We start from the raw sequence: 21,085 nt of genomic DNA, 5'->3' as shown, positions 1-21,085 counted from the left end.
GAGAACCGCATGACCGTCACACACCTGCCCGAGCAGATGCGCGTTATTGAGATTACCGCCGCCGGCGGCCCGGAAATGCTGCAGCCCGCCGTGCGCCCGCTGCCAGAACTGGCGCAGGGAGAAATTTTGGTCAAGGTCGCCGCCGCAGGGGTTAACCGTCCGGACGTACTGCAGCGGCGCGGACACTATGCGCCACCGCCGGGCGCATCCGATATCCCGGGGCTGGAGATCGCCGGGGAGGTGGTCGCCGTCGGCACAGGCGTCCAGCACTATCACGTCGGTGACAGCGTTTGTGCCCTGATCGCCGGCGGCGGCTACGCCGAATACTGCAAGGTGCATGAAAGCAACACACTGCCGGTTCCCAAAGGCTTCAGCATGACAGAAGCCGCCGCCATTCCGGAAACCTTCTTCACCGTCTGGGTGAACGTCTTTCAGCGCGGTCACCTGCAGGCCGGTGAAACCGTTCTGATCCACGGCGGCACTTCCGGGATCGGCACGGTCGCCACCCTGCTGGCCAAGGCGTTTTGCGCCCATGTGATCACCACCGTCGGTTCAGAAGAAAAACGCGCCGCCAGCCTGGCGCTCGGCGCCGATGCGGCGATCAACTACCGCACGGAAGACTTCGTCGAACAGACGATGAAAGCGACCAACGGTAAGGGCGCCAATGTGATTGTCGATCTGATCGCCGGAGAGTACCTGGCGAAAAACTATCAGGCAGCGGCGATGGAGGGGCGCATTGTGCAAATCGGCACCCAAAACGGCGTGGTGAAAGAGCTCAACCTGATGCCGCTGCTGCTGAAGCGCCTGACGCATACCGGCTCCACCTTACGCGCGCGCAGCGTGCAGGATAAAGCACAAATCGCCGCCGACCTGCAGCAAAAAGTCTGGCCGCTGCTGGAGCGCGGCGCCATCAAACCGCAAATCTTTCAGACCTTCCCGCTGGCGCAGGCGGACGAAGCGCACCGGCTGATGGAATCCAGCGCGCACATCGGCAAGATTATGCTCACCCTATAACCCTTGCCCCACCCTGCGGTGGGGCAAGGCATCAGGCGCCGGGGGCGTGGACGTCCGCCGGCGTGGCGTCGGTGCTGGCCAGTTTCTCCTGAGCCAGCGCCTCATCCTCGCTCTCCCGCTGCAGGCTCTCTTGCTGTGCGCCCTTCTTCGGCGAGTACACCAGTTCGGCCATGATCGGGAAGTGGTCAGAGCCAATCGAGGGCAGGCGGCGCAGGCTGCCCAGCACAAAATCATCGCTGTGAAAAACGTGGTCCAGCGGCCAGCGTAAAAACGGATAGCCGGCATGGAAGGTGCTGTACATGCCGCGACCGCGGCGCGGATCAAGCAGCCCGCTGATTTTCAGGAATAACCGCGTGGTGGTGGACCAGGCGACATCGTTCAGATCGCCGGTGACGATCACCGGCGTTTTGGCATCGACCACGCTTTTTCCCACCAGCACCAGTTCTGCATCGCGGTCTTCCGATTCATCATTCTCCGTCGGGCTGGGCGGCATCGGGTGTACGCAGTGCAAGCGCACCTGCGGCCCGTTGTCCAACTGCACCAGCATATGCATCGACGGAATCTCCTTATCCACCAGATACTGAATCTCCGCGTCGCTCAGCGGCAGACGCGAATAGACGTGCATGCCGTACAGGTTGTCCTGCGGGCATTTCAGCGTATAGGGGTAATCCTGTTCCAGCGGCGCCAGCTGTTGCTCCCACCAGCCGTCGGTTTCCACCGCCACCAGCACGTCCGGCCGCTCCGCCGCCGCCAGCGCCAGCAGCTTTTCCGCATGGCGGTTCGGCGTCAGCACATTGGCGACCAGTATGCGCACGCGCGGCTTTTTCTCATAACCGGTAAAATCCAGCACCTGCGGCTTGCTCAGCGCCGTATAAGGATAAATCCAGCGCGCCTGATAAATCACACAGGCCAGATTGACTACCGCCAGGCCCCAGACCCACGGCGATGACCAGGGCAGCAGCGTCACATTCAGCAACAGCGTCAATAACGCCAGCGCCAGTATCTGCAAACGGGGGAAATCCCATACGCGAACCCACCAGGCCGGATGCGTTGAAATCGGCGCAATGGTCACCAAGGCCAATAAACACGTCAGTATTGAGATAATCCCTGTCACGCTACGTTCCTCTTCTTTTTAGTTAATCGTCGGCGGGTTTACGCGCCGACCTGCCGCACACATCTATGCGGCAGCCAAAAGGTTGCCACAAACCACCAGGGTTCCGCCAGCGGCGGTGAAAGGAATATTTTGCGTATAAAGCGAGGAAATTCTGTAAGTCGTCTGCGGCGCAGACGCAGATGGCAGGAGATAAACATGCCCCGGCAAGCCGGGGCATCGAGGCTTAGCTGAACAGTTTACCGACGTAGTTGGCCAGTTCGTCCTGTTTCACTTCACCGTTTGGCGAGGCTTTATCCGCCAGCGTCGGCAACAGCTGCGCCACGGTTTCAGACGCCTGGTGGCTGTCAACGCCCAGTTTGGCGGCCAGTTGCGCAATGGCGTCACTGCCCAACGCCTGCTGAACGTGATCGCCGCTGATGGACTGGTTTTCACCGTTGCCCAGCCAGGAGCCGACGATATCGCCCAGCTGTCCCTGCTGCAGTTTGTTCAGGATTGCCTGCAAACCACCCTGCTGCTCAACCCACTGCAGAATGGCCGCGATATCAATCCCGCCTTTACCGCCATTACCCAATGCATTACCCAGCACGTTGCCTAAAACATTGCCTAATGCGCCATCTAACAAACCCATAGTATTCCCCTTCTCAGATCGCCGGCCATGCGCCGGGCGATCGTCACCTGTAATAAAACGAAAAAGGGCCGCCGTGGGCGACCCTCATTGATCAGCACCGGATTAGCTTCTGATCTTTCTGTAGACAAAAAGCACCACCAGGGCACCGATCACGGCAACCACAAAGCTGCCCAGGTTAAAGCCATCGACGCGGCCCATACCGAAGAAGGTACTGATCCAACCGCCGACAACTGCACCGATAATACCCAGGATGATGGTCATGATAAAGCCGCCGCCATCTTTGCCCGGCATAATCCACTTAGCCAGAATACCGGCGATTAAACCAAAAATAATCCAAGAAATGATGCCCATTTGTACTCTCCCTATTTACTTTTTGCCTAAAAGGAAACCGACGACCAGTCCAACAACGGCGCCGGCGCCAACCCCAGCCCACGGGTTGTCTTTGACATAACGACAAGAACAATCGACAGCGTCCTTCACACAGGCGCGCACTTCACATGCGCACCCTCTGGCGCTGCCGCATGCCGATTCTACACGATCTTTACTGTCATTTTTAACAAACATTTCAATTCCTTAGCATAACATAATCTGGAAGCCCCGCATCACACCGCGTGTGAGCGCGTCTTTCCGCCTTATGTTTCACCTGCTCCGCCGCCCGCATACGCCGCCGGCAGCGACAGGGTGCCCAACGAAACGACGCGTTTGCACTCTATTACTATAGTCAAAAATCAGCGCGTTACCTATTTCACGTCGTCTGAATCATCAGGCCACTTTCACATACGCCGACACCGGGTGTGAAATGGCATTAAAGGGAAAAAGTCGATCGGTTGATTCAAATTATATTATTATCATTCACCAAATCCATCTTTGAGAAAAAAACGTAACAGCAGGAAGTTGAAAGCAAATGTTATTAAGCCCAACTTTTGAGCGCTCTTTCTTGCGCCCTCGATACTGGCTGCTTTGGATCGGTCTCGGCATACTCTATCTGTTAGTTCTTCTCCCCTACCCGCTTATTTATCGCCTCGGCCATCTGCTCGGCAGAGTCGCCAAACGCTTTATGCCGTGCCGGGTAAAAATAGCCCGACGTAATCTGGAACTGTGTTTCCCCGATATGCCCGCCGCGGAACGCGAAGCCTTGGTGACCCGCAACTTTGAGTCGGTCGGCATGGGCCTGTTTGAGGTCGGCATGGCCTGGTTCTGGCCCGACTGGCGGATTTCCCGCTGGTTTACCGTCAGCGGCATGGAAAATATGCAAAAAGCGCGCGAAGGCGGCAGAGGCGTCCTGCTGATCGGCATGCATTTCCTGACGCTGGAGCTGGGGGCGCGCATTTTCGGCATGCAGAACCCGGGCATCGGCGTGCATCGCCCGCATAACAACAAGCTGATGGAGTATGTACAGACCTGGGGCCGCCTGCGCGCCAACAAATACATGATCGACCGCAAGGACGTAAAAGGCATGATTCGCTGTCTGAAACAGGGCGAAATCATCTGGTACGCGCCGGACCATGACTACGGCCGGAAGAGCAGCGTGTTTGTGCCGTTTTTCGCGGTGCCGAACGCCGCCACCACCACCGGCACCTATCTGCTGGCGCGCATGGGCCGGCCGGCCATCGTACCTTTCGTGCCGCGCCGTCTGCCGCACGCCAAAGGCTACGAACTGATCATTCAGCGGCCGCTGGACGATTTTCCGCTGGATGACGACACCAAAGCGGCCGCCTACATGAATAAAGTGGTAGAGGAGCAGGTTTTACTCGCCCCTGACCAGTATATGTGGCTGCATCGCCGTTTCAAGACGCGTCCCGCAGGCGAAGCGTCCCTCTACTAGTTGTCCGATTGCGCCGTTTCGCAAAACGGCGCAATCAGCCGGCCGAACCAGTCGGCAAAGGCGCTGAAACGCGCCGTGCGCTGGCGACGGTGCGGATACAGCAGCGCAAGGTTCATCGCCGGCGCACGCGCCTGCGGCAAGACTTCCACCAACTGTCCGTCATCCAGATAGTGCTGTACGTCAAAACGCGGGATTTGAATCAGCCCCATCCCTGCCAGACAGCAGCCGATATAGTTCTCCGCATTATTCACCGTCACCCGGCTGGGGATCGCCTTTTCCATCCGTTCCCCATGCTGCCACCACTGCCAGACGCTAGCCGTCATCAGGCTCGGCTGGGCATAGCCCACCGCCCAATGCGCCGTCAGCTGATCGGTATGCAGCGGTACGCCCTGCTGCTGCAGGTATGCCGGGCTGGCACAGTTGATCATGCCCAACCGCCCCAGGCTCTGGCTGACCAGACTGCTGTCATGCAGTTCCCCCACCCGCACCACGCAGTCCACCCCTTCCTGCACCAGATCGATATGGCGATCGCTGGCGCTGAGGAACAGTTGGATATCGGGGTAGCGGGTAAAGAAATCCGGCAGCGCCGGCACGATAATGCGCCGCGCAATGCGGCTGGGCACATCCACCGTCAGACGGCCGCCGATCGAGGCATCCGACGGCAAGAACAACCGATCCAGCGCCGCCATCTCATCGAGCAGGATGCGCGCGCGCTCCAACAGGCGCTCGCCGTCGCTGGTCAGCTGCACCCGCCGCGTCGTGCGGTGGAACAGCCGGGCGCCCATCTCGTGTTCCAGCTGCTGGATCGCCGATGACGCCGTGGTTTTCGGCATCAGCATTATTTCCGAGGCACGCACAAAACTGCCCACTTCGGCGACCTGGATAAATACCCGCAGTCTCCCTATTTTATCCACCGGCGCCTCATGCTGTGGCCGCAGCGTGACGCCGCGACCAGGTTGAACGATATTGTCAATTACCGGGTAGTATAGCCGCCGTTGGCAAACAGCGTTTGCCCGGTGATCCACCAGCCGTCAGTCACCAGGAATTTCACAATCGGCGCAATATCTTCAATATCGGTCAGGCCGGTTTTAGAGAACTTGCTCAATGCCGCCGCGCTGCGGTGATAGGCTACCGCTTCCTCACTTTCCTGCCCGTAGAAGAACGGCGTATCCATAGGACCCGGCCCGATGGCATTGACGCTGATTCCCCGTTCGCCAAACTCTTTCGACGCGGCGCGGGTGAAGTGCTCTACCGGCGCCTTACTGCCGGGATAAACCGCATAAAACGGCGTATAGGCCGCCAGCAGCGAACTGACAATGGTGACAATCCGACCGTTGTCCGCCAGGTGTTTCCCCGCCTGCTGAATAAAGAAGAACGCCGCTTTGGCATTCACGTCAAAGCTGGTGTCGTAATCCGCCTCGGTCACCTCGGCGATCGGCTTTTTAATCACCAGCCCGGCGGTGTTGATCGCAATATCCACCTTGCCGAAAGCGTTGACCGCCTCTTCAAACAGCCGGGCGACGTTGGCCGGCCGTGAAAGGTCGCCCTGTACGGCGATCGCCTGCGCGCCTGCGGCCTTAACCGCCGCCAGCGTCTCTTCCGCCGCCGGGCGGCTGCCGTCGCTGTTATAATGCACCACGACCGCCGCCGCGCCGTTTTGCGCCAGATCGCGCGCCACCAGCCCGCCCAGGTTTTTCGCGCCGCCGGCGATCAGTACTACTTTGCCATCAAGAGATTGACTTCCCATAACCATAAACTCCTTGAATGAAGGTGCTGTTGAGTCGTTGAGTATAGGAAGGCTTTTCGTGCAGATAATCGGCAAAAACCGGGATGCACTGTCCCGCTTTTTCGTTTAATCACGTCACATACGCAGAGCGTGATCCCCCGCGCGGTCTTCCTGTCGCCAGGCGCTACACTGATCAATCACGTCCGGCAACAGTTGCCGGGCGTAACCATTTTTCAGCGCCCTCAGGCGGTGGACGCTGGAACTAATCCGAGGGGCATACCATGCAGATTCAACCCTATCTGTTCTTTAACGGTAACTGCGAACAGGCGATTAATTTTTACGTCGAGCAACTGGGCGCCAAACTGGAAATGCTGATGCGCTATAAAGATCTGCCCGCCGAAGCGAAACAGGACGACATGCCGGAGGTCAATCCGGAAGCGGTGATGCACGCGCACCTGTTGATCGGCGACGGCGCGCTGATGGCCTCCGACGGCTGCCCGCAGGAAGACGGCGACAACAGCGCCCACCGGGGCTACTCGCTGTCGCTAAACCCCAGCAGCGTGGAGCAAGGTAAAGAAATTTTTAACAAACTGGCGCAGGGCGGCACGGTCACCATGCCTTTTCAGCCTACGTTCTGGGCCAAAGGTTTCGGCATGCTGACCGACCAGTTCGGCGTCAACTGGATGATTAACGTGGAATAAGCCCATAGGCCTGCAGCGGGCGTCAGCGCGAGTGATGCCAGCTGTAGGCCGCCATGGCGAACAGCACAAACAGCAGCGTCAGCAGCAGCAGCGCCAGCCGCCAATAGGGTGACCGCCGACGCCGCACGGCGATTGCCATTATCACGGCCAGTCCCCCCAGCGTCAGCGGATAATAAACCGTCAGCGTCAACAGCGTAATGATAATGTAGTCCGACACCGCTCCCCTTCCTGTATTAATCAGTTAACTTGTACTAAATTTATCTCTTCCGCGCCCGCCTGGCCGGTGGGTGCCTACGCAGCGTCACCCAACGCCTTACTCGTATTAATCACTACCCGATAATCAGGATGATATGACGCAACCGCCTTCAGAGTCAGCGAAATCCAGCACCTCGCCGTTACTGTTTCAGGCCGCCGTGTTCGTAGTTATCGTCGTCGTTACGCTGCTGGTATTTAACATCTGGCAAGGCTGGCATGCCCGCAAGCTCGACCTGCAAAGCGCGGATAACGGCGCCTCCAACCTGGCGCGCTCGCTGGCGCAGCATGCCTACGACACTTTCAAACAGGTGGATAACGGCCTGCTGGAACTGAAAGAGCGCGCCGAACATGACGGCCTCAGCGCCGCGCAGCAACGGCGCCTGCAAAAAGTGATGCGCGATCAGGTCAATAATTCGCCGCAGCTGCACGGCAGCTTTATCTTTGACGCACAGGGGCGCTGGGTGGTGACCTCGTTCGGCCGGACCGGCGCCCACGCCAATAACGGCGACCGCGCCTATTTCCAATATCATAAACACCACAATGATAATAATTTCTATATCGGTAAAGTGATCCGCAGCCGCTCCACCGACGATCTGGTGATCCCCATCTCACGCCGGCTCAATAACCCGGACGGCAGTTTCGCCGGCGTGGTGCTGGCCACGCTGTATGTCGATTATTTCCGCAACTTTTACGATGATTTCACCCTTCAGAGCCAGGATACGCTCAGCCTGCTGCTGGCGGACGGCACCATTTTATACCGCCGCCCTTACGCGCCGGAAAGTATCGGCAAAAACGTGGCCCTCGGCGTACTGTTCCGGCAGATTCTGCCGTATTCGGCATTCGGCAACGCCACGCTGGTGTCGCAGTTCGACGGCGTGGAGCGTATTTACGGCTACTCCCGCGTACCGCATTACCCGCTGGTGATCGCCGCCGGGCTGTCGAAGCACGATGTGCTGAGCAGCTGGCGCAAGGACACCGGCCTGTTCGCCCTCGGCGGCGGTATACTGCTGGCGATCTTGCTGGCGCTGGGTATTACGCTGATCCGGCAAATCAATCACAGCCTGCAGACGGAAGCAGAACTGGTGCGCACCCGCGATCAACTGACGCAGATGAATCAGACGCTGGAAGAGCTGGCGCTGCTGGACGGCCTGACCGGGCTGGCCAATCGCCGCCGCTTCGATATGGCGCTGGCCAATCACAGCAACCATGCCGCACGCTATGCGCGCAATCTGGCGCTGCTGATCCTGGATATCGACTATTTCAAACAGTACAACGATATCTACGGCCACGTCGCCGGCGACCGCTGCCTGCAGCAGATCGGCCGGCTGCTGAACGCCATGCCCAATCGCGTCGGCGACCTGGTCGCACGCTATGGCGGTGAAGAGCTGACAATCATCCTGCCGGATACCGACCTGGCGGGCGCGATGGGCTGCGCCAAGCGGGTGCTGGAGCACGTACGACAGCTGCAGGTCCCCCACGAAGGCAGCCCGCTGGGCCTGATTACCGTCAGCATCGGCGTTGCCGTTCAAACGCCTGGCGATGCCGGCAGCACGCCGGTCGCACTGATTAAACAGGCGGATGCGGCGCTCTATCAGGCCAAGAAAAACGGTAAGAACCAGGTCTGCCACGCCTGACGACAACGCCAATAAAAACGGGGCCGCAACGGCCCCGGATAAAGAGAAACGGCTTATTGCGCCTCGGCTGACGGAAAATCTCCCTGCTGCCGCGCCACCAGCGTTAAAATACTGTACAGCGCCACCGCCTGCTGATGCTGGTTCAGCACCTGCACATCCCACACCACCACGCCGTGCGGCCTATCCTCCGCATTTTTCTGTGGCTTGCGGATCTTTTTCTTGCAGGTCAGCCGCACCTGAATGGTGTCGCCGATCTTCACCGGTTCGATGAAACGCAGATTTTCCATGCCGTAGTTGGCGATCACCGGCCCGACGCCCGGGTCGACAAACAGCCCCGCCGCGGCGGAAACCACAAAGTAGCCATGGGCCACGCGCTCGCCGAACAGCGACTCCGCCGCGCCGAGCTTATCCATATGGGCATAGAAATGGTCGCCGCTCAGGCAGGCGAAGTTGACAATATCCGCCTCGGTGACCGTGCGGCGCGCGGTCAGCAGGCTTTCGCCGATCGGCAGCTGTTCAAAATACTTGCGGAACGGATGAACCGGCGATTCCAGCGCCTCGGCGCCGCGCACCCACTCCTTGCCAATCGCCGCCAGCATGCTCGGGCTGCCCTGCAGCGCGGTACGCTGCATATAGTGTTTCACCGCCCGCAGGCCGCCCAGCTCCTCGCCGCCGCCGGCGCGTCCCGGCCCGCCGTGCATCAGCATCGGCAACGGCGAACCGTGGCCGGTGGACTCTTCCGCCGCCGCACGGTCCAGCACCAGCATCCGGCCATGGGCGCAGGCGGCGGCGCGGATAAAGCGCGTCGCCACGGCGGCATCGGCGGTGACCAGCGAGCCGGCCAGGCTGCCTTGCCCCAGCAGCGCCAGCTCAATCGCCTGCTCGCCGCTGTCGTACGGCATCAGCGTAGCGACCGGGCCAAAGGCCTCAATATCGTGCACCGCGCCGTTACGCAGCGGCTCGGCGCAGTACAACAGAGTTGGCGGGTAGAACGCGCCCTGGCGATCGTCATCGCCCTGCGCGCTGAATGACTGCAGGCTGGCGCCGCATAGCGGTTCACAACCGTTGTGCAGCAGCAGTTCAACTTTCTGCTGCACATCATCCCGCTGCTCCAGGCTGACCAGCGCCCCCATCCTGACCTGCTCCAGCCGCGGGTCGCCGACCTTCACCGCGGCCAGGCGCTGCAACAGCGCCTGTTTCACCGCCTCAACCTGCGTCGCCGGCACCATCACCCGGCGGATGGCGGTACATTTCTGCCCCGCCTTGCTGGTCATCTCACGGCAGACTTCTTTAATAAACAGCGCAAACTCCGGCATCTCCGGCGTCACATCCTCTCCCAGCACGCAGCAGTTCAGCGAGTCGGCCTCCATGGTGAACGAAATCGATTTTTCCAGCAGCCGCGGGTGGGCGCGCAGCTGCCGGCCGGTCTGCGCCGAGCCGGTAAAGGTCACCGCATCCTGATAGTCCAGATGGTCAAACAGATCGCCGACGCCGCCGCAAATCAGCTGCAGCGCCCCGTCCGGCACCAGACCGCTGTCGATAATCAGCTGCACCATCGCCTGCGTCAGCTGCGCGCTGGCGGTGGCGGGCTTCACAACCGCCGGCATACCGGCCAGCCAGGTCGGCGCCAGTTTTTCCAGCATGCCCCAGCAGGGGAAGTTGAAGGCGTTAATATGCAGCGCCACGCCGGGGCGCGAGGTCAACACGTGACGCGCCATAAACTGGCCCTGTTTCGATAACGGAATCGGCTCGTCTTCCGGCCACAACGTGTCGTCCGGCAGCTCGCGCCCGGCCAGGCCGGCGTAGGCAAACAGCGTGGCGATGCCGCCTTCAATATCCACCCAGCCGTCGCTGCGCGTCGCGCCGGTCTGGTAGGAGATCTCATACAGCGTCTCTTTATGCGCCAGCAGATACTTCGCCACCGCCTTCATCATCTGCGCGCGCTGCTGGAAGGTCATCGCCGCCAGCGCGCGGCCGCCCTGCTCCCGCGCATAGTTCAGGCTGTCAGCCAGCGGCAGCCCCTCAGAGCAAACCTGATACAACGGCTCGCCGGTGAGCGCGTGACGGATCTCGCGAGCCGGCCCCTGGCCGTATAGCCAACGCCCCGAGAGGTAACTGTTCAACTGCTGCATGCGGCTTCTCCTGAATTCATAAAGTGACGTCATAAAGCGTAATTACGTATCACATATTTTCCAGTCATCGCCAAGTTAAAATTTAACAAAAAACAAACAACGGGAGTGTAAAGCTGGCCGTACGTCAGCAGCCGTGCGAATTTAAGGCACAAAAAAGTAAATACAAATCAATAAAATAAGAAAGTTAGTTGTGAGGGCCGTCGCAAAACCCTAAGAACCTTGTTTGATCTTTAGGTTATCAACTTGTAGCTTTATGGTTATTAAAGTGATTCACATTTTTATTATTCACTTTAAAAATACGAATCATCAATGAGGTAACCATGACCACCGACGCACAACATCAGCAGCATTTCGACGCCAAGCTGGCCGCCGATATCTCCATCGAGGCCAAAGACTGGATGCCGGACGCCTACCGGCAAAACCTGATCCGTCAGATCGGCCAGCACGCGCATTCGGAAGTGATCGGCATGCTGCCGGAAGCCAACTGGCTGACCCGCGCCCCGACCCTGCGGCGCAAAGCGGTGCTGCTGGCCAAGGTGCAAGACGAAGCCGGCCACGGCCTCTACCTGTACAGCGCCGCCGAAACGCTGGGCTGTTCGCGTCAGGACATCTACCAAAAGATGCTCGACGGCAAGATGAAATACTCCTCCATTTTTAACTACCCGACGCTGAACTGGGCCGACGTCGGCGTGATCGGCTGGCTGGTCGACGGCGCGGCCATCGTCAATCAGGTGGCGCTGTGCCGCGCCTCTTACGGCCCGTATGCCCGTTCAATGGTGAAAATCTGTAAAGAGGAGAGCTTCCACCAGCGTCAGGGCTATGAGGCGGTGATGGCGCTGGCGCACGGCAGCGAACAGCAAAAGGCCATGCTGCAAGACGCCATTAACCGCTTCTGGTGGCCGGTGCTGATGATGTTCGGCCCCAGCGACAACGACTCACCGCACAGCGCGCAGAGCATGGCGTGGAAAATCAAACGCCACAGCAACGACGAGCTGCGGCAGAAGTTTGTCGACAACACCGTTCCACAGCTGGAAGCGCTGGGCATGACCGCCCCCGATGCGGATCTGACCTGGGATGAAGCCAGCGGCCACTACCGCTTCGGCGACATCGACTGGAGCGAGCTGTACCAGGTGATCAAGGGCCAGGGCCAGTGCAACCACGAACGCCTGCAGGCCAAACGTCAGGCCTGGGAAAACGGCGCCTGGGTGCGCGAAGGCGCCATGGCGCACGCCGAAAAAAACCGCACGCGAGCGGCTTAACAAGAGGATTCTTCCATGACTCACGTCGAATGGCCGCTGTATGAAGTATTTATCCGCAGCAAACAAGGACTGGCGCATCGTCACGTCGGCAGCCTGCACGCCGCCGACGACCGGATGGCGCTGGAAAATGCCCGCGACGCCTACACCCGGCGTAACGAAGGCTGTTCCATCTGGGTGGTGCAGTCCTGCCACCTGATCGCCTCGCAGGCCGAAGATCGCGACGCCTTTTTCGATCCGTCGGAGGACAAAATCTACCGTCACCCGACGTTTTACACCATTCCCGACGGCATCAAGAACATGTGAGGCGGCCATGACGCAACGCGATCCCCGTATTACCTATCTTTTGCGTCAGGGCGATACGCCGCTGATTCTGGCGCAGCGCCTGTGCGCCTGGTGCGGCCACGCGCCGGAGCTGGAGATCGATCTGGCGCTGGCGAATATCGGCCTCGATCTGCTCGGCCAGGCGCGCAATATTCTCAGCTACGCCGCGACGCTGATCGGCCCCGAATGCAGTGAAGACCAGCTGGCCTTCGGCCGCGACGAGCGCGAATTCCATAACCTGCTGCTGGCCGAACAGCCAAACGGCGGCTTCAACGATACGCTGGTGCGCCAGTTCCTGCTGGATGCCTACCACCTGCTGCTGCAGCGCGAACTCAGCCGCAGCCGCGATCCGCAGCTGGCGGCCATCGCCGCCAAATCGCTGAAAGAAGCGGAATACCATCTGCGCTTCAGCCAGGGCTGGATGATCCGCCTCGGCGACGGCAGCGAAACCAGCCATCAAAAAATTCAGCAGTCGCTGGATGCGCTGTGGCGCTTTACCGCCGAACTGTTCCACGCCGATGACACCGAGCTGATGCTGGCCGAACAGGGCATCGCCGCCGACCCGCGTCAGCTGCAGGCGCCGTGGCAGGAACTGGTGAACGATACGCTGCGCCAGGCGACGCTGACGCTGCCGGAGCAGCCGGCGTTCCGCCTCGGCGGCAAACAGGGCCAGCACAGCGAGCACCTCGGTTTTATCCTCGCCGAGATGCAGTTCCTGCAGCGCGCCTACCCCAACTGCAACTGGTAGCGAGGTGACTGATGATCCTCCCCCACTTGGAACCCGCCGAGATCCCGCAGATCTGGCACTGCCTACAGCAGATCAGCGACCCGGAACTGCCGGCGCTGTCGATTACCGATCTGGGCATGGTGCGCAAGGTGGAACGTGACGGCGACGGCTGGCGCATTATCTTTACGCCAACCTATTCCGGCTGCCCCGCCAGCGAATTTTTGCAGGACGCGATCAAACAGCGGCTGGCCGCCGCCGGTTTCAGCCCGGTGACGGTCGCTATCCGGCTCGATCCCGCCTGGACCACCGACTGGATGAACGCCGACGCGCGCGCCAGGCTGCGCGCCTACGGCGTCGCGCCGCCGCAGGGCCATACCTGCGATAGGCCGGACAGCCACGGCCCGGTGCAGTGCCCGCGCTGCGGCAGTGACAATACCGAGAAAATCAGCGAGTTCGGCTCCACCGCCTGCAAAGCGCTCTACCGCTGCTGTGCCTGCCGCGAGCCGTTCGATTATTTCAAATGCATCTAGGAGCGCAGAACATCATGACGGTTTTTCATCGCCTGAATGTCGCCGCTATTGAACGCGAAACGCCGGACGCCGTCGCCATTACCCTGCGCGTGCCCGACGAACTGAAAAGCGCCTACCGCTATACCCCCGGCCAGCACCTGACGCTGAAAGCCAGCCTCGACGGCGAAGAGCTGCGCCGCTGCTACTCGATCTGCAGCGCGCCGCAGGACGGGCTGCTGCAAATCGGCGTCAAGGCCATTCATCAGGGGCGTTTTTCCTCATTTGTCAATCAACGGCTCAAGGTCGGCGACGCGCTGGAGGTGATGGTGCCGCAGGGGCGCTTCGGCTACCAGCCGCAGGCGGAGCGCCACGGCAACTATCTGGCCATCGCCGCCGGCTCCGGCATCACGCCGATGCTGTCGATTATCAAAGCCACGCTGCTGCTGGAACCGGACAGCCAGTTCACGCTGATCTACGGCAACCGCAGCAGTCGCTCGGTGATGTTCAAAGAAGCGCTGTCCGATCTGAAAAACCGCTACCCGCAACGCTTCCAGCCGCTGTACCTGTTCAGCCAGGAGAGTCTGGACAGCCCGCTGCTCAGCGGCCGCATTGACCGCGAACGCCTGCAGGCCATCGGCGCCACGCTGCTCGACTACCGCGACTATCAACATGCGTTTATCTGCGGCCCGGAAGCGATGATGGACGATGCCCACAGCGTACTGGAACAGGCCGGCATGCCGGCCGGGCGCATCCACAGCGAACGCTTCAACACCAGCGGCGTCAGCGCCAGACCGGCCGATGCCGCCAGCCGCAACGCCACCCGGGTGGCGATTCAGCTCGACGGTCGCCGGCAGGAGATCGACGTCACGGCGCAGGACGACAGCATTCTCGACGCCGCGCTGCGTCAGGGGGCGGACCTGCCCTACGCCTGTAAAGGCGGGGTCTGCGCCACCTGCAAATGCAAGCTTACCGCCGGCGAAGTCGAGATGGGCGTCAACTACAGCCTCGAGCCGGACCAGCTGGCCGCCGGTTACATCCTCAGCTGTCAGTCGTGGCCGAAAGGCGACGGCGTGACGCTGGATTTCGACGTTTAGGAGCCGCCGATGACTACCCCCTGGATATTGCACGAGCGGCAGGGCCGCGTTCTTACCCTGACGCTGCACCGACCGCAGGCGCGTAACGCGCTCAGCACCCCCTGCCTGCAACAGCTGATCGAACGGCTGGAACAGGCCGAGGCCGACGACGACACCGGCGCGGTGGTGATCGCCGGCGGCGCGCGTTTTTTTGCCGCCGGCGCCGACCTGCGTGAACTGCAGCAGCAAGATCTGCCCGCCACCCTGCGTGACCCGCGCCCGCTGCTGTGGCAGCGGCTGGGCCAGTTCAGCAAGCCGCTGCTGGCGGCGGTCAACGGCTATGCGCTCGGCGCCGGCTGCGAGCTGGCGCTGGCCTGCGACATCGTCATCTGCGGCGAAAGCGCCCGCTTCGGCCTGCCGGAAATCACCCTCGGCCTGATGCCGGGCGCCGGCGGCACTCAGCGGCTGATTCGCTGCGTCGGCAAATCCCGCGCCAGCCAGATGGTGCTGAGCGGCGAGGCCATTGACGCCCGCCTGGCGCTGCAGAGCGGACTGGCGAGCGAGGTATGCGTCGACGCGCTGACGCTGGAGCGCACGCAGCAGGTGGCCGCGCGTATCGCGCAACAGGCGCCGCTGGCGTTGCGCGCCGCCAAACAGGCGCTGCGCCAGGCGGAGGAAACCGGGCTGACGCAGGGGCTGGCCATGGAGCGCCAGCAGTTTGCCGCGCTGGCCGCCACCGAAGACCGCCGTGAAGGCATTGCCGCCTTCTTCGAAAAACGTACCCCACACTATAAAGGGCGCTGATCCATGGACAACAACCTGATTCTCACTCACCTCGACGCCGGCGTACTGACCATCACGCTGAACCGCCCCGACCGGTTGAACAGCTTTAACGATGAGATGCACCACCAGTTGGCGGAAGCGCTGACCCTCGCCGAACGCGACGAGGCGGTGCGCTGCGTCCTGCTGACCGGCGCCGGACGCGGCTTCTGCGCCGGGCAGGATCTGAACGATCGCACCGTCAACGCCGACCAGCAGGCGCCGGACCTCGGCCTGTCGGTCGAGCGTTTCTATAACCCGCTGATCCGCCGTCTGACCGCGCTGCCCAAACCGATCGTCTGCGCGGTGAACGGCGTAGCCGCCGGCGCCGGCGCGGCGCTGGCGATGGCCTGCGATATCGTTATCGCCGCCGACAACGCCAATTTTATCCAATCTTTCTGCAAACTCGGGCTGGTGCCGGACTCCGGCGGCAGCTGGTTCCTGCCGCGTCTGGCAGGCCACGCGCGCGCAATGGGCATGGCGATGCTCGGCGATAAAATCAGCGCCCGTCAGGCGCAGGAGTGGGGCATGATCTGGCAGGTGGTGGACGGCAGCGAACTGGAGGCCCATACCCGGGCGCTGGCGCGCCATCTGGCGACCCAGCCGACCTACGGCCTGGGGCTGATCAAAAAAGCCATCTACAGCGCCGCCACCAACACGCTGGACCAACAGTTGGATCTGGAACGCGACCTGCAGCGCCTTGGCGGCCGCAGCGATGACTATCGCGAAGGCGTCAGCGCATTCTTCGCCAAACGCCCACCGGTCTTCAGCGGAAAATAATCATGAACGCAATTCCCCTTACCTCACCCGTTGCGGTGATTGGCGCGGGCACCATGGGCATCGGCATCGCGCAGGTGGCCGCCGCCGCCGGGCATCCGGTCACCGTGTTCGATATTGACCGCGCCGCCGCCGAGCGCGCCTGCGAGACACTGAGCCAGCGCCTGATGCGCCGGGTCGAGGCCGGCAAGGCGGATCGCCGCGCCAGCGAACAGCTGCTGGCCCGCATCCGCATCGCCGAAGCGCTGGAAGAACTGGCCGACAGCGCGCTGGTGATCGAGGCCGTAGCGGAAAAGCTGGCGGTCAAACAGAGCCTGTTCCGCGAGTTGGAAGCGATTTGTCCGGCGGATACGGTGTTCGCCAGCAACACCTCGTCGCTGTCGATTACCGCTATCGCCGCCGCGCTGCGCCACCCGCAACGCATGGCCGGCATGCACTTTTTCAATCCGGCGCCGCTGATGCAGCTGGTAGAGATCGTCACCGGGCTGGAAACCAGCGCCGCAACGCGCGATCGCCTGAGCCAGCTGGCGCAGCAATGGGGCAAACGACCGGTTGTGTGCCGTTCGACGCCGGGCTTTATCGTCAACCGCGTCGCCCGGCCGTTCTATGCCGAAACGCTGCGGGCGCTGGAGGAGCAGCTCGCCGATGCGGCGACGCTGGACGCCGTGCTGCGCGACGCCGGCGGCTTCGCCATGGGGCCGCTGCAGCTGACCGATCTGATCGGTCAGGACGTTAATTTCGCCGTCACCCAATCGGTGTTCCACGCCTTCTTCAACGACACGCGCTTCACCCCGTCGCTGTTGCAGCAGGAACGGGTGGCCGCCGGCCATCTGGGGCGCAAAAGCGGCCGTGGTTTTTACCGCTATGGCGACGATGTCGATGCGCCGCAGGCCAGCTACGCCGCTGCCGCTAACGCCGGCCCGGCTGCTCGGGTCACGCTGCACGGCGACTGGTCGCCGCTGGCGGATTTCGCCGCGCTGCTGACGGAAAATGCGGCGTCGGTCAAACAACCCGGCCAGACCAGCCCGCTGGCGATGATCGATGATGTTACTTTTATGTTAACAAATGGCAAGTCAGCCAGTCAGGTCGCCGAAGACATCGGCACGCCGGTGGTGCTGTTCGATCTGTCAGCCGACTACCGGCGGGCAAATACCCTGGCGATCGGCTGCGCGGCGCAAAACAACCCTCAGGACAACGCCAAAGTGATTCAATGCTTGCAGTCGCTGGGCAAACGGGTCATCACACTGCCGGATTATCCCGGTCTGCTGGTGATGCGCACCGTCGCCATGCTGGTCAACGAGGCGCTGGACGTGGTCAACAAAGGCATCGCCAGCGCGGCCGATACCGATAACGCCATGCGTTTCGGGGTCAACTATCCGCGCGGGCCGCTGGCCTGGGGACAGGCGCTGGGCTGGAAACAGATCCTCGCCACGCTGGAAAACCTGCAGCGCTTCTACCTTGAAGAGCGCTACCGCCCGATGCCGCTGCTGCGCCGCTGCGCCGCCGGTCACGCCCTTCCCCTTCAGGAGCCGAACAATGAACGCCAATACGCCGCGCGCGCTGGCGCAACGCTGCGCCGAACATATGTTTCAACAAGACAGCTGCGCCCAGGCGATGGGCATGCGTCTGGATGCGGTCGACTGCGGTTTTGCGCAGGTCAGTATGGAGGTCGGCCCGCAGATGCTGAACGGCCACCGCACCTGCCACGGCGGCCAGCTGTTCAGCCTGGCCGATACCGCCTTCGCCTACGCCTGCAACAGTCAGGGGCTGGCGGCGGTCGCCGCCGGCTGCAGCATCGACTTTATCCGCCCTGCGCTGGCCGGCGACCGGCTGATCGCCAGCGCCGAAGTGCGCCATCAGGGAAAAACCAGCGGGCTGTACGACGTGGAGATTATCAACCAACAGGGGAAAACCGTGGCCTGGTTCCGCGGCCGCGCCCATCGCCTTGGCCATCAGGTCCTGGAGGAACAGCCATGAACCACGCCTTCATCTGCGACGGCGTACGCACGCCGATTGGCCGCTACGGCGGCGCGCTGGCGACGGTGCGCGCCGACGATCTGGCCGCCCTGCCGCTGCGGGCGCTGATGGCGCGCCACCCGCAGGCCGACTGGACGCAGGTTGACGATGTGATCCTCGGCTGCGCCAACCAGGCCGGGGAAGATAACCGCAATCTGGCGCGCATGGCGCTGCTGCTGGCCGGACTGCCGCAGAGCGTTTCCGGCACCACCATCAACCGTCTGTGCGGCTCCGGCCTGGACGCGCTGGCAATGGCCGCCCGCAGCATCAAGGCCGGCGAAGCCCAGTGGGTGCTGGCCGGCGGTGCAGAGTCGATGACCCGTGCGCCGCTAGTGATGGGCAAGGCCGACAGCGCCTTTAGCCGTCAGGCGCAGCTGTTCGACACCACCATCGGCTGGCGTTTCGTCAACCCGCTGATGCAGCAGCAGTTCGGCACCGACTCGATGCCGGAAACCGCTGAAAACGTCGCCGCACAGTTCAACATCAGCCGCGCCGATCAGGACGCCTTCGCCCTGCGCAGCCAGCAGCGCGCCGCCAGGGCGCAGGCCGCCGGCATTTTGGCGCAGGAAATCGTGCCGGTCAGCATTGCGGGGAAAAAAGGTGCGCTTACCCAGGTCAGTGACGATGAGCACCCGCGCCCCGAAACCTCGCTGGCGCAGCTGCAGGCGTTGAAAACCCCGTTCCGCCAGCCCGGCACCGTGACCGCCGGCAACGCGTCCGGGGTTAACGACGGCGCGGCGGCGCTGATCGTCGCCTCGGAGGCAATGGCGCAGCAGCAGGGGCTGACGCCGCGCGCGCGCATTGTCGCCACCGCCGCCTGCGGCGTGGAGCCGCGTCTGATGGGCATCGGCCCGCTGCCGGCCGCCCGCCGGGTGCTGGAAATCGCCGGGCTGAGCCTGGGGCAAATGGACGTGATTGAGCTTAACGAGGCGTTCGCCGCCCAGGCGCTGGCGGTGCTGCGCCAGCTCGGCCTGCCGGACGACGCCGAGCAGGTCAACCCCAACGGCGGCGCCATCGCACTCGGACACCCGCTGGGCATGAGCGGCGCCAGACTGGCGCTGGCCGCCATGCACGAACTGGAACGGCGGGACGGCCGCTATGCGCTGTGCACCATGTGCATCGGCGTCGGTCAGGGCATCGCCATGATTATTGAACGCGTCCAACACTGAGGCCAAAATAATGACAACCAATCCCCAGCCCCTCGACACCATTGAATTCGCCTCGCGCGATGAGATTGAAGCACTGCAGCTGCGGCGCCTGAAATGGACCCTGAACCACGCCTACCAAAACGTGCCGATGTATAAACGCAAATTCGATCAGGCCGGCGTCCACCCTGACGATTTACGCCAGCTGAGCGATCTGGCGCTGTTCCCCTACACCACCAAACAGGATCTGCGCGATAACTACCCGTTCGACACTTTCGCCGTGCCGATGGAACAGGTGGTGCGCATCCACGCCTCCTCCGGCACCACCGGGCGGCCGACGGTGGTGGGCTATACCCAGCGCGATATCGACAACTGGGCCGACATCGTCGCCCGCAGCCTGCGCGCCGCCGGCGCCACACCGCGGGATAAGGTGCACGTCGCCTATGGTTACGGCCTGTTTACCGGCGGACTGGGCGCCCACTACGGCGCAGAGCGGCTGGGGGCGACGGTGATCCCGATGTCCGGCGGCCAGACGGAAAAGCAGGCGCAGCTGATTCTCGACTTTAAGCCCGACGTGATTATGGTCACCCCGTCCTACTGCCTGACGCTGATTGACGAGCTGGAGCGCAAACTGGGCGGCGACGCGCGCGGCTGCTCGCTGCGTATCGGCGTGTTCGGCGCCGAGCCGTGGACCGAAGCGCTGCGCCATGAAATAGAAAGCCGCATGGGCATCAAGGCGCTGGATATTTACGGCCTGTCGGAAGTGATGGGGCCGGGCGTGGCGATGGAGTGCGCCGAAAGCGGCGGCGGCCCCACCATCTGGGAAGACCACTTTCTGCCGGAAATTATCGACCCGGACAGCGGCGCGCCGCTGGCGGGCGGCGAGCACGGCGAACTGGTGTTCACCACGCTGACCAAAGAAGCGCTGCCGGTGATCCGCTACCGCACCCGCGATCTGACCCGCCTGCTGCCGGGCGACGCGCGCCAGATGCGGCGCATGGACAAAATCACCGGTCGTTCCGACGATATGCTGATCATCCGCGGCGTCAACGTCTTCCCGTCGCAGCTTGAAGAGCAGATTATGCAGTTCGAGCAGCTGTCGCCCCATTATCAGCTGCAGGTCAGCCGCGCCGGCCACCTGGATACGCTCGCGGTGCGGGTGGAGCTCAAAGAGTCGGCGCTCAGTCTCAGCCACCAGCAGCGCTGCGATATCTGCCACCAGCTGCGCCACCATATCAAATCGATCGTCGGCGTCAGCACCGACGTCAGCATCGCCAACTGCGGCGATATTCCGCGCTCGGAAGGCAAGGCGCTGCGGGTGGTCGACCTGCGTCCCCGCTGACGCCGCCGACGCCAGGGATGGCGCCGCCGCTGGCAGCCGCCGGGGGATATGGTAATGTGGTGAGTCAC

The 21,085-nt window shown here is 62.2% G+C and carries 22 protein-coding genes and 1 pseudogene; 15 read left to right on the top strand and 8 right to left on the bottom strand.

The genetic code is table 11. The features are described from left to right. Positions 1–9: 9 nt before the first annotated feature. On the top strand, positions 10–1,014 hold the full coding sequence (locus FO014_RS18865) for an NAD(P)H-quinone oxidoreductase (RefSeq protein ID WP_160030626.1): 1,005 nt from the start codon (positions 10–12) through the stop codon (positions 1,012–1,014). A gap of 31 nt (positions 1,015–1,045) precedes the next feature. Here the strand turns inward: FO014_RS18865 and FO014_RS18860 are convergent, their stop codons facing one another. From FO014_RS18860 to FO014_RS18845, 4 genes are all read right to left on the bottom strand, one after another. Continuing rightward, positions 1,046–2,128, bottom strand: coding sequence for an endonuclease/exonuclease/phosphatase family protein (locus tag FO014_RS18860; protein ID WP_160030625.1), 1,083 nt, complete (start codon positions 2,126–2,128; stop codon positions 1,046–1,048). A gap of 223 nt (positions 2,129–2,351) precedes the next feature. After that, positions 2,352–2,756, bottom strand: coding sequence for a YidB family protein (locus tag FO014_RS18855; RefSeq protein ID WP_160030624.1), 405 nt, complete (start codon positions 2,754–2,756; stop codon positions 2,352–2,354). A gap of 102 nt (positions 2,757–2,858) precedes the next feature. Continuing rightward, positions 2,859–3,107, bottom strand: a complete 249-nt coding sequence (locus FO014_RS18850; RefSeq protein WP_054307869.1) for a GlsB/YeaQ/YmgE family stress response membrane protein — start codon at positions 3,105–3,107, stop codon at positions 2,859–2,861. A 15-nt stretch (positions 3,108–3,122) separates the two neighbouring features. Beyond that, positions 3,123–3,320, bottom strand: a complete 198-nt coding sequence (locus FO014_RS18845) for a glycine zipper domain-containing protein (RefSeq protein ID WP_105231726.1) — start codon at positions 3,318–3,320, stop codon at positions 3,123–3,125. Positions 3,321–3,660: 340 nt separating this feature from the next. On the opposite strand from FO014_RS18845, the gene lpxL reads away from it, so the two are divergent. Then, positions 3,661–4,581 carry an LpxL/LpxP family Kdo(2)-lipid IV(A) lauroyl/palmitoleoyl acyltransferase gene (gene lpxL / locus FO014_RS18840; protein ID WP_160030623.1) on the top strand — a complete coding sequence of 307 codons (921 nt, stop codon included), beginning with the start codon at positions 3,661–3,663 and terminating at the stop codon, positions 4,579–4,581. Here the strand turns inward: lpxL and FO014_RS18835 are convergent. Both FO014_RS18835 and FO014_RS18830 read right to left on the bottom strand, forming a co-directional pair. Beyond that, the gene (locus FO014_RS18835) at positions 4,578–5,495 is read right to left on the bottom strand and encodes a LysR family transcriptional regulator (protein ID WP_160030622.1); all 918 of its coding nucleotides are present in this window, start codon (positions 5,493–5,495) and stop codon (positions 4,578–4,580) included. The genes lpxL and FO014_RS18835 overlap by 4 nt on opposite strands. A gap of 59 nt (positions 5,496–5,554) precedes the next feature. Further along, entirely contained in the window at positions 5,555–6,328 is a 774-nt protein-coding gene (locus FO014_RS18830; RefSeq protein WP_160030621.1) for an SDR family oxidoreductase, read from the bottom strand. Between the two features lie 260 nt (positions 6,329–6,588). On the opposite strand from FO014_RS18830, the gene FO014_RS18825 reads away from it, so the two are divergent. Further along, the gene (locus FO014_RS18825; protein WP_160030620.1) at positions 6,589–7,008 is read left to right on the top strand and encodes a VOC family protein; all 420 of its coding nucleotides are present in this window, start codon (positions 6,589–6,591) and stop codon (positions 7,006–7,008) included. A gap of 22 nt (positions 7,009–7,030) precedes the next feature. Here the strand turns inward: FO014_RS18825 and FO014_RS18820 are convergent, their stop codons facing one another. After that, positions 7,031–7,225, bottom strand: coding sequence for a hypothetical protein (locus tag FO014_RS18820; protein WP_160030619.1), 195 nt, complete (start codon positions 7,223–7,225; stop codon positions 7,031–7,033). A 133-nt stretch (positions 7,226–7,358) separates the two neighbouring features. On the opposite strand from FO014_RS18820, the gene FO014_RS18815 reads away from it, so the two are divergent. Next, positions 7,359–8,897 (top strand): sensor domain-containing diguanylate cyclase, encoded by a 1,539-nt coding sequence (locus FO014_RS18815; protein ID WP_160030618.1) that lies wholly within the window; start codon positions 7,359–7,361, stop codon positions 8,895–8,897. A gap of 53 nt (positions 8,898–8,950) precedes the next feature. On the opposite strand, the gene paaZ is transcribed toward FO014_RS18815, so the two are convergent. Further along, entirely contained in the window at positions 8,951–11,029 is a 2,079-nt protein-coding gene (gene paaZ / locus FO014_RS18810) for a phenylacetic acid degradation bifunctional protein PaaZ (RefSeq protein WP_160030617.1), read from the bottom strand. Between the two features lie 320 nt (positions 11,030–11,349). Here paaZ and paaA point away from each other — a divergent pair, with 320 nt between their 5' ends. The 11 genes and pseudogenes from paaA to paaK all read left to right on the top strand — a co-directional run bounded on the left by paaA (position 11,350) and on the right by paaK (position 21,017). Further along, positions 11,350–12,288: a 1,2-phenylacetyl-CoA epoxidase subunit PaaA gene (gene paaA / locus FO014_RS18805; protein ID WP_160030616.1), complete on the top strand. Its 939-nt coding sequence runs from the start codon at positions 11,350–11,352 to the stop codon at positions 12,286–12,288. A gap of 15 nt (positions 12,289–12,303) precedes the next feature. Continuing rightward, complete coding sequence (gene paaB, locus FO014_RS18800; RefSeq protein ID WP_160030615.1) at positions 12,304–12,591, top strand: 1,2-phenylacetyl-CoA epoxidase subunit PaaB; 288 nt, start codon at positions 12,304–12,306, stop codon at positions 12,589–12,591. A 7-nt stretch (positions 12,592–12,598) separates the two neighbouring features. After that, positions 12,599–13,357, top strand: a complete 759-nt coding sequence (gene paaC / locus FO014_RS18795; protein WP_105231735.1) for a 1,2-phenylacetyl-CoA epoxidase subunit PaaC — start codon at positions 12,599–12,601, stop codon at positions 13,355–13,357. 11 nt (positions 13,358–13,368) lie between these two features. After that, entirely contained in the window at positions 13,369–13,866 is a 498-nt protein-coding gene (gene paaD / locus FO014_RS18790) for a 1,2-phenylacetyl-CoA epoxidase subunit PaaD (protein ID WP_105231736.1), read from the top strand. A gap of 14 nt (positions 13,867–13,880) precedes the next feature. After that, positions 13,881–14,939, top strand: coding sequence for a 1,2-phenylacetyl-CoA epoxidase subunit PaaE (gene paaE, locus FO014_RS18785; protein WP_105231737.1), 1,059 nt, complete (start codon positions 13,881–13,883; stop codon positions 14,937–14,939). A 9-nt stretch (positions 14,940–14,948) separates the two neighbouring features. Further along, entirely contained in the window at positions 14,949–15,722 is a 774-nt protein-coding gene (paaF, locus tag FO014_RS18780; protein WP_160030614.1) for a 2,3-dehydroadipyl-CoA hydratase PaaF, read from the top strand. A gap of 3 nt (positions 15,723–15,725) precedes the next feature. Then, the gene (gene paaG, locus FO014_RS18775) at positions 15,726–16,517 is read left to right on the top strand and encodes a 2-(1,2-epoxy-1,2-dihydrophenyl)acetyl-CoA isomerase PaaG (RefSeq protein WP_105231739.1); all 792 of its coding nucleotides are present in this window, start codon (positions 15,726–15,728) and stop codon (positions 16,515–16,517) included. Positions 16,518–16,519: 2 nt separating this feature from the next. Further along, a pseudogene (locus FO014_RS18770) lies at positions 16,520–18,025 on the top strand (3-hydroxyacyl-CoA dehydrogenase); the annotation flags it as partial. A gap of 25 nt (positions 18,026–18,050) precedes the next feature. Further along, a complete protein-coding gene (gene paaI, locus FO014_RS18765; protein WP_160031442.1) occupies positions 18,051–18,491 on the top strand; it encodes a hydroxyphenylacetyl-CoA thioesterase PaaI in 441 nt (146 codons plus the stop codon). After that, positions 18,488–19,699 carry a 3-oxoadipyl-CoA thiolase gene (gene pcaF, locus FO014_RS18760; RefSeq protein ID WP_160031441.1) on the top strand — a complete coding sequence of 404 codons (1,212 nt, stop codon included), beginning with the start codon at positions 18,488–18,490 and terminating at the stop codon, positions 19,697–19,699. The genes paaI and pcaF overlap by 4 nt, the downstream gene beginning before the upstream one ends. A 10-nt stretch (positions 19,700–19,709) precedes the next feature. Beyond that, positions 19,710–21,017: a phenylacetate--CoA ligase PaaK gene (gene paaK, locus FO014_RS18755; protein ID WP_160030613.1), complete on the top strand. Its 1,308-nt coding sequence runs from the start codon at positions 19,710–19,712 to the stop codon at positions 21,015–21,017. Positions 21,018–21,085 lie beyond the last annotated feature (68 nt).

It is taken from the genome of Serratia rhizosphaerae, assembly GCF_009817885.1.
GTDB lineage: Bacteria > Pseudomonadota > Gammaproteobacteria > Enterobacterales > Enterobacteriaceae > Serratia_B > Serratia_B rhizosphaerae.
This window is presented reverse-complemented; position numbering and strand designations above follow the sequence as displayed.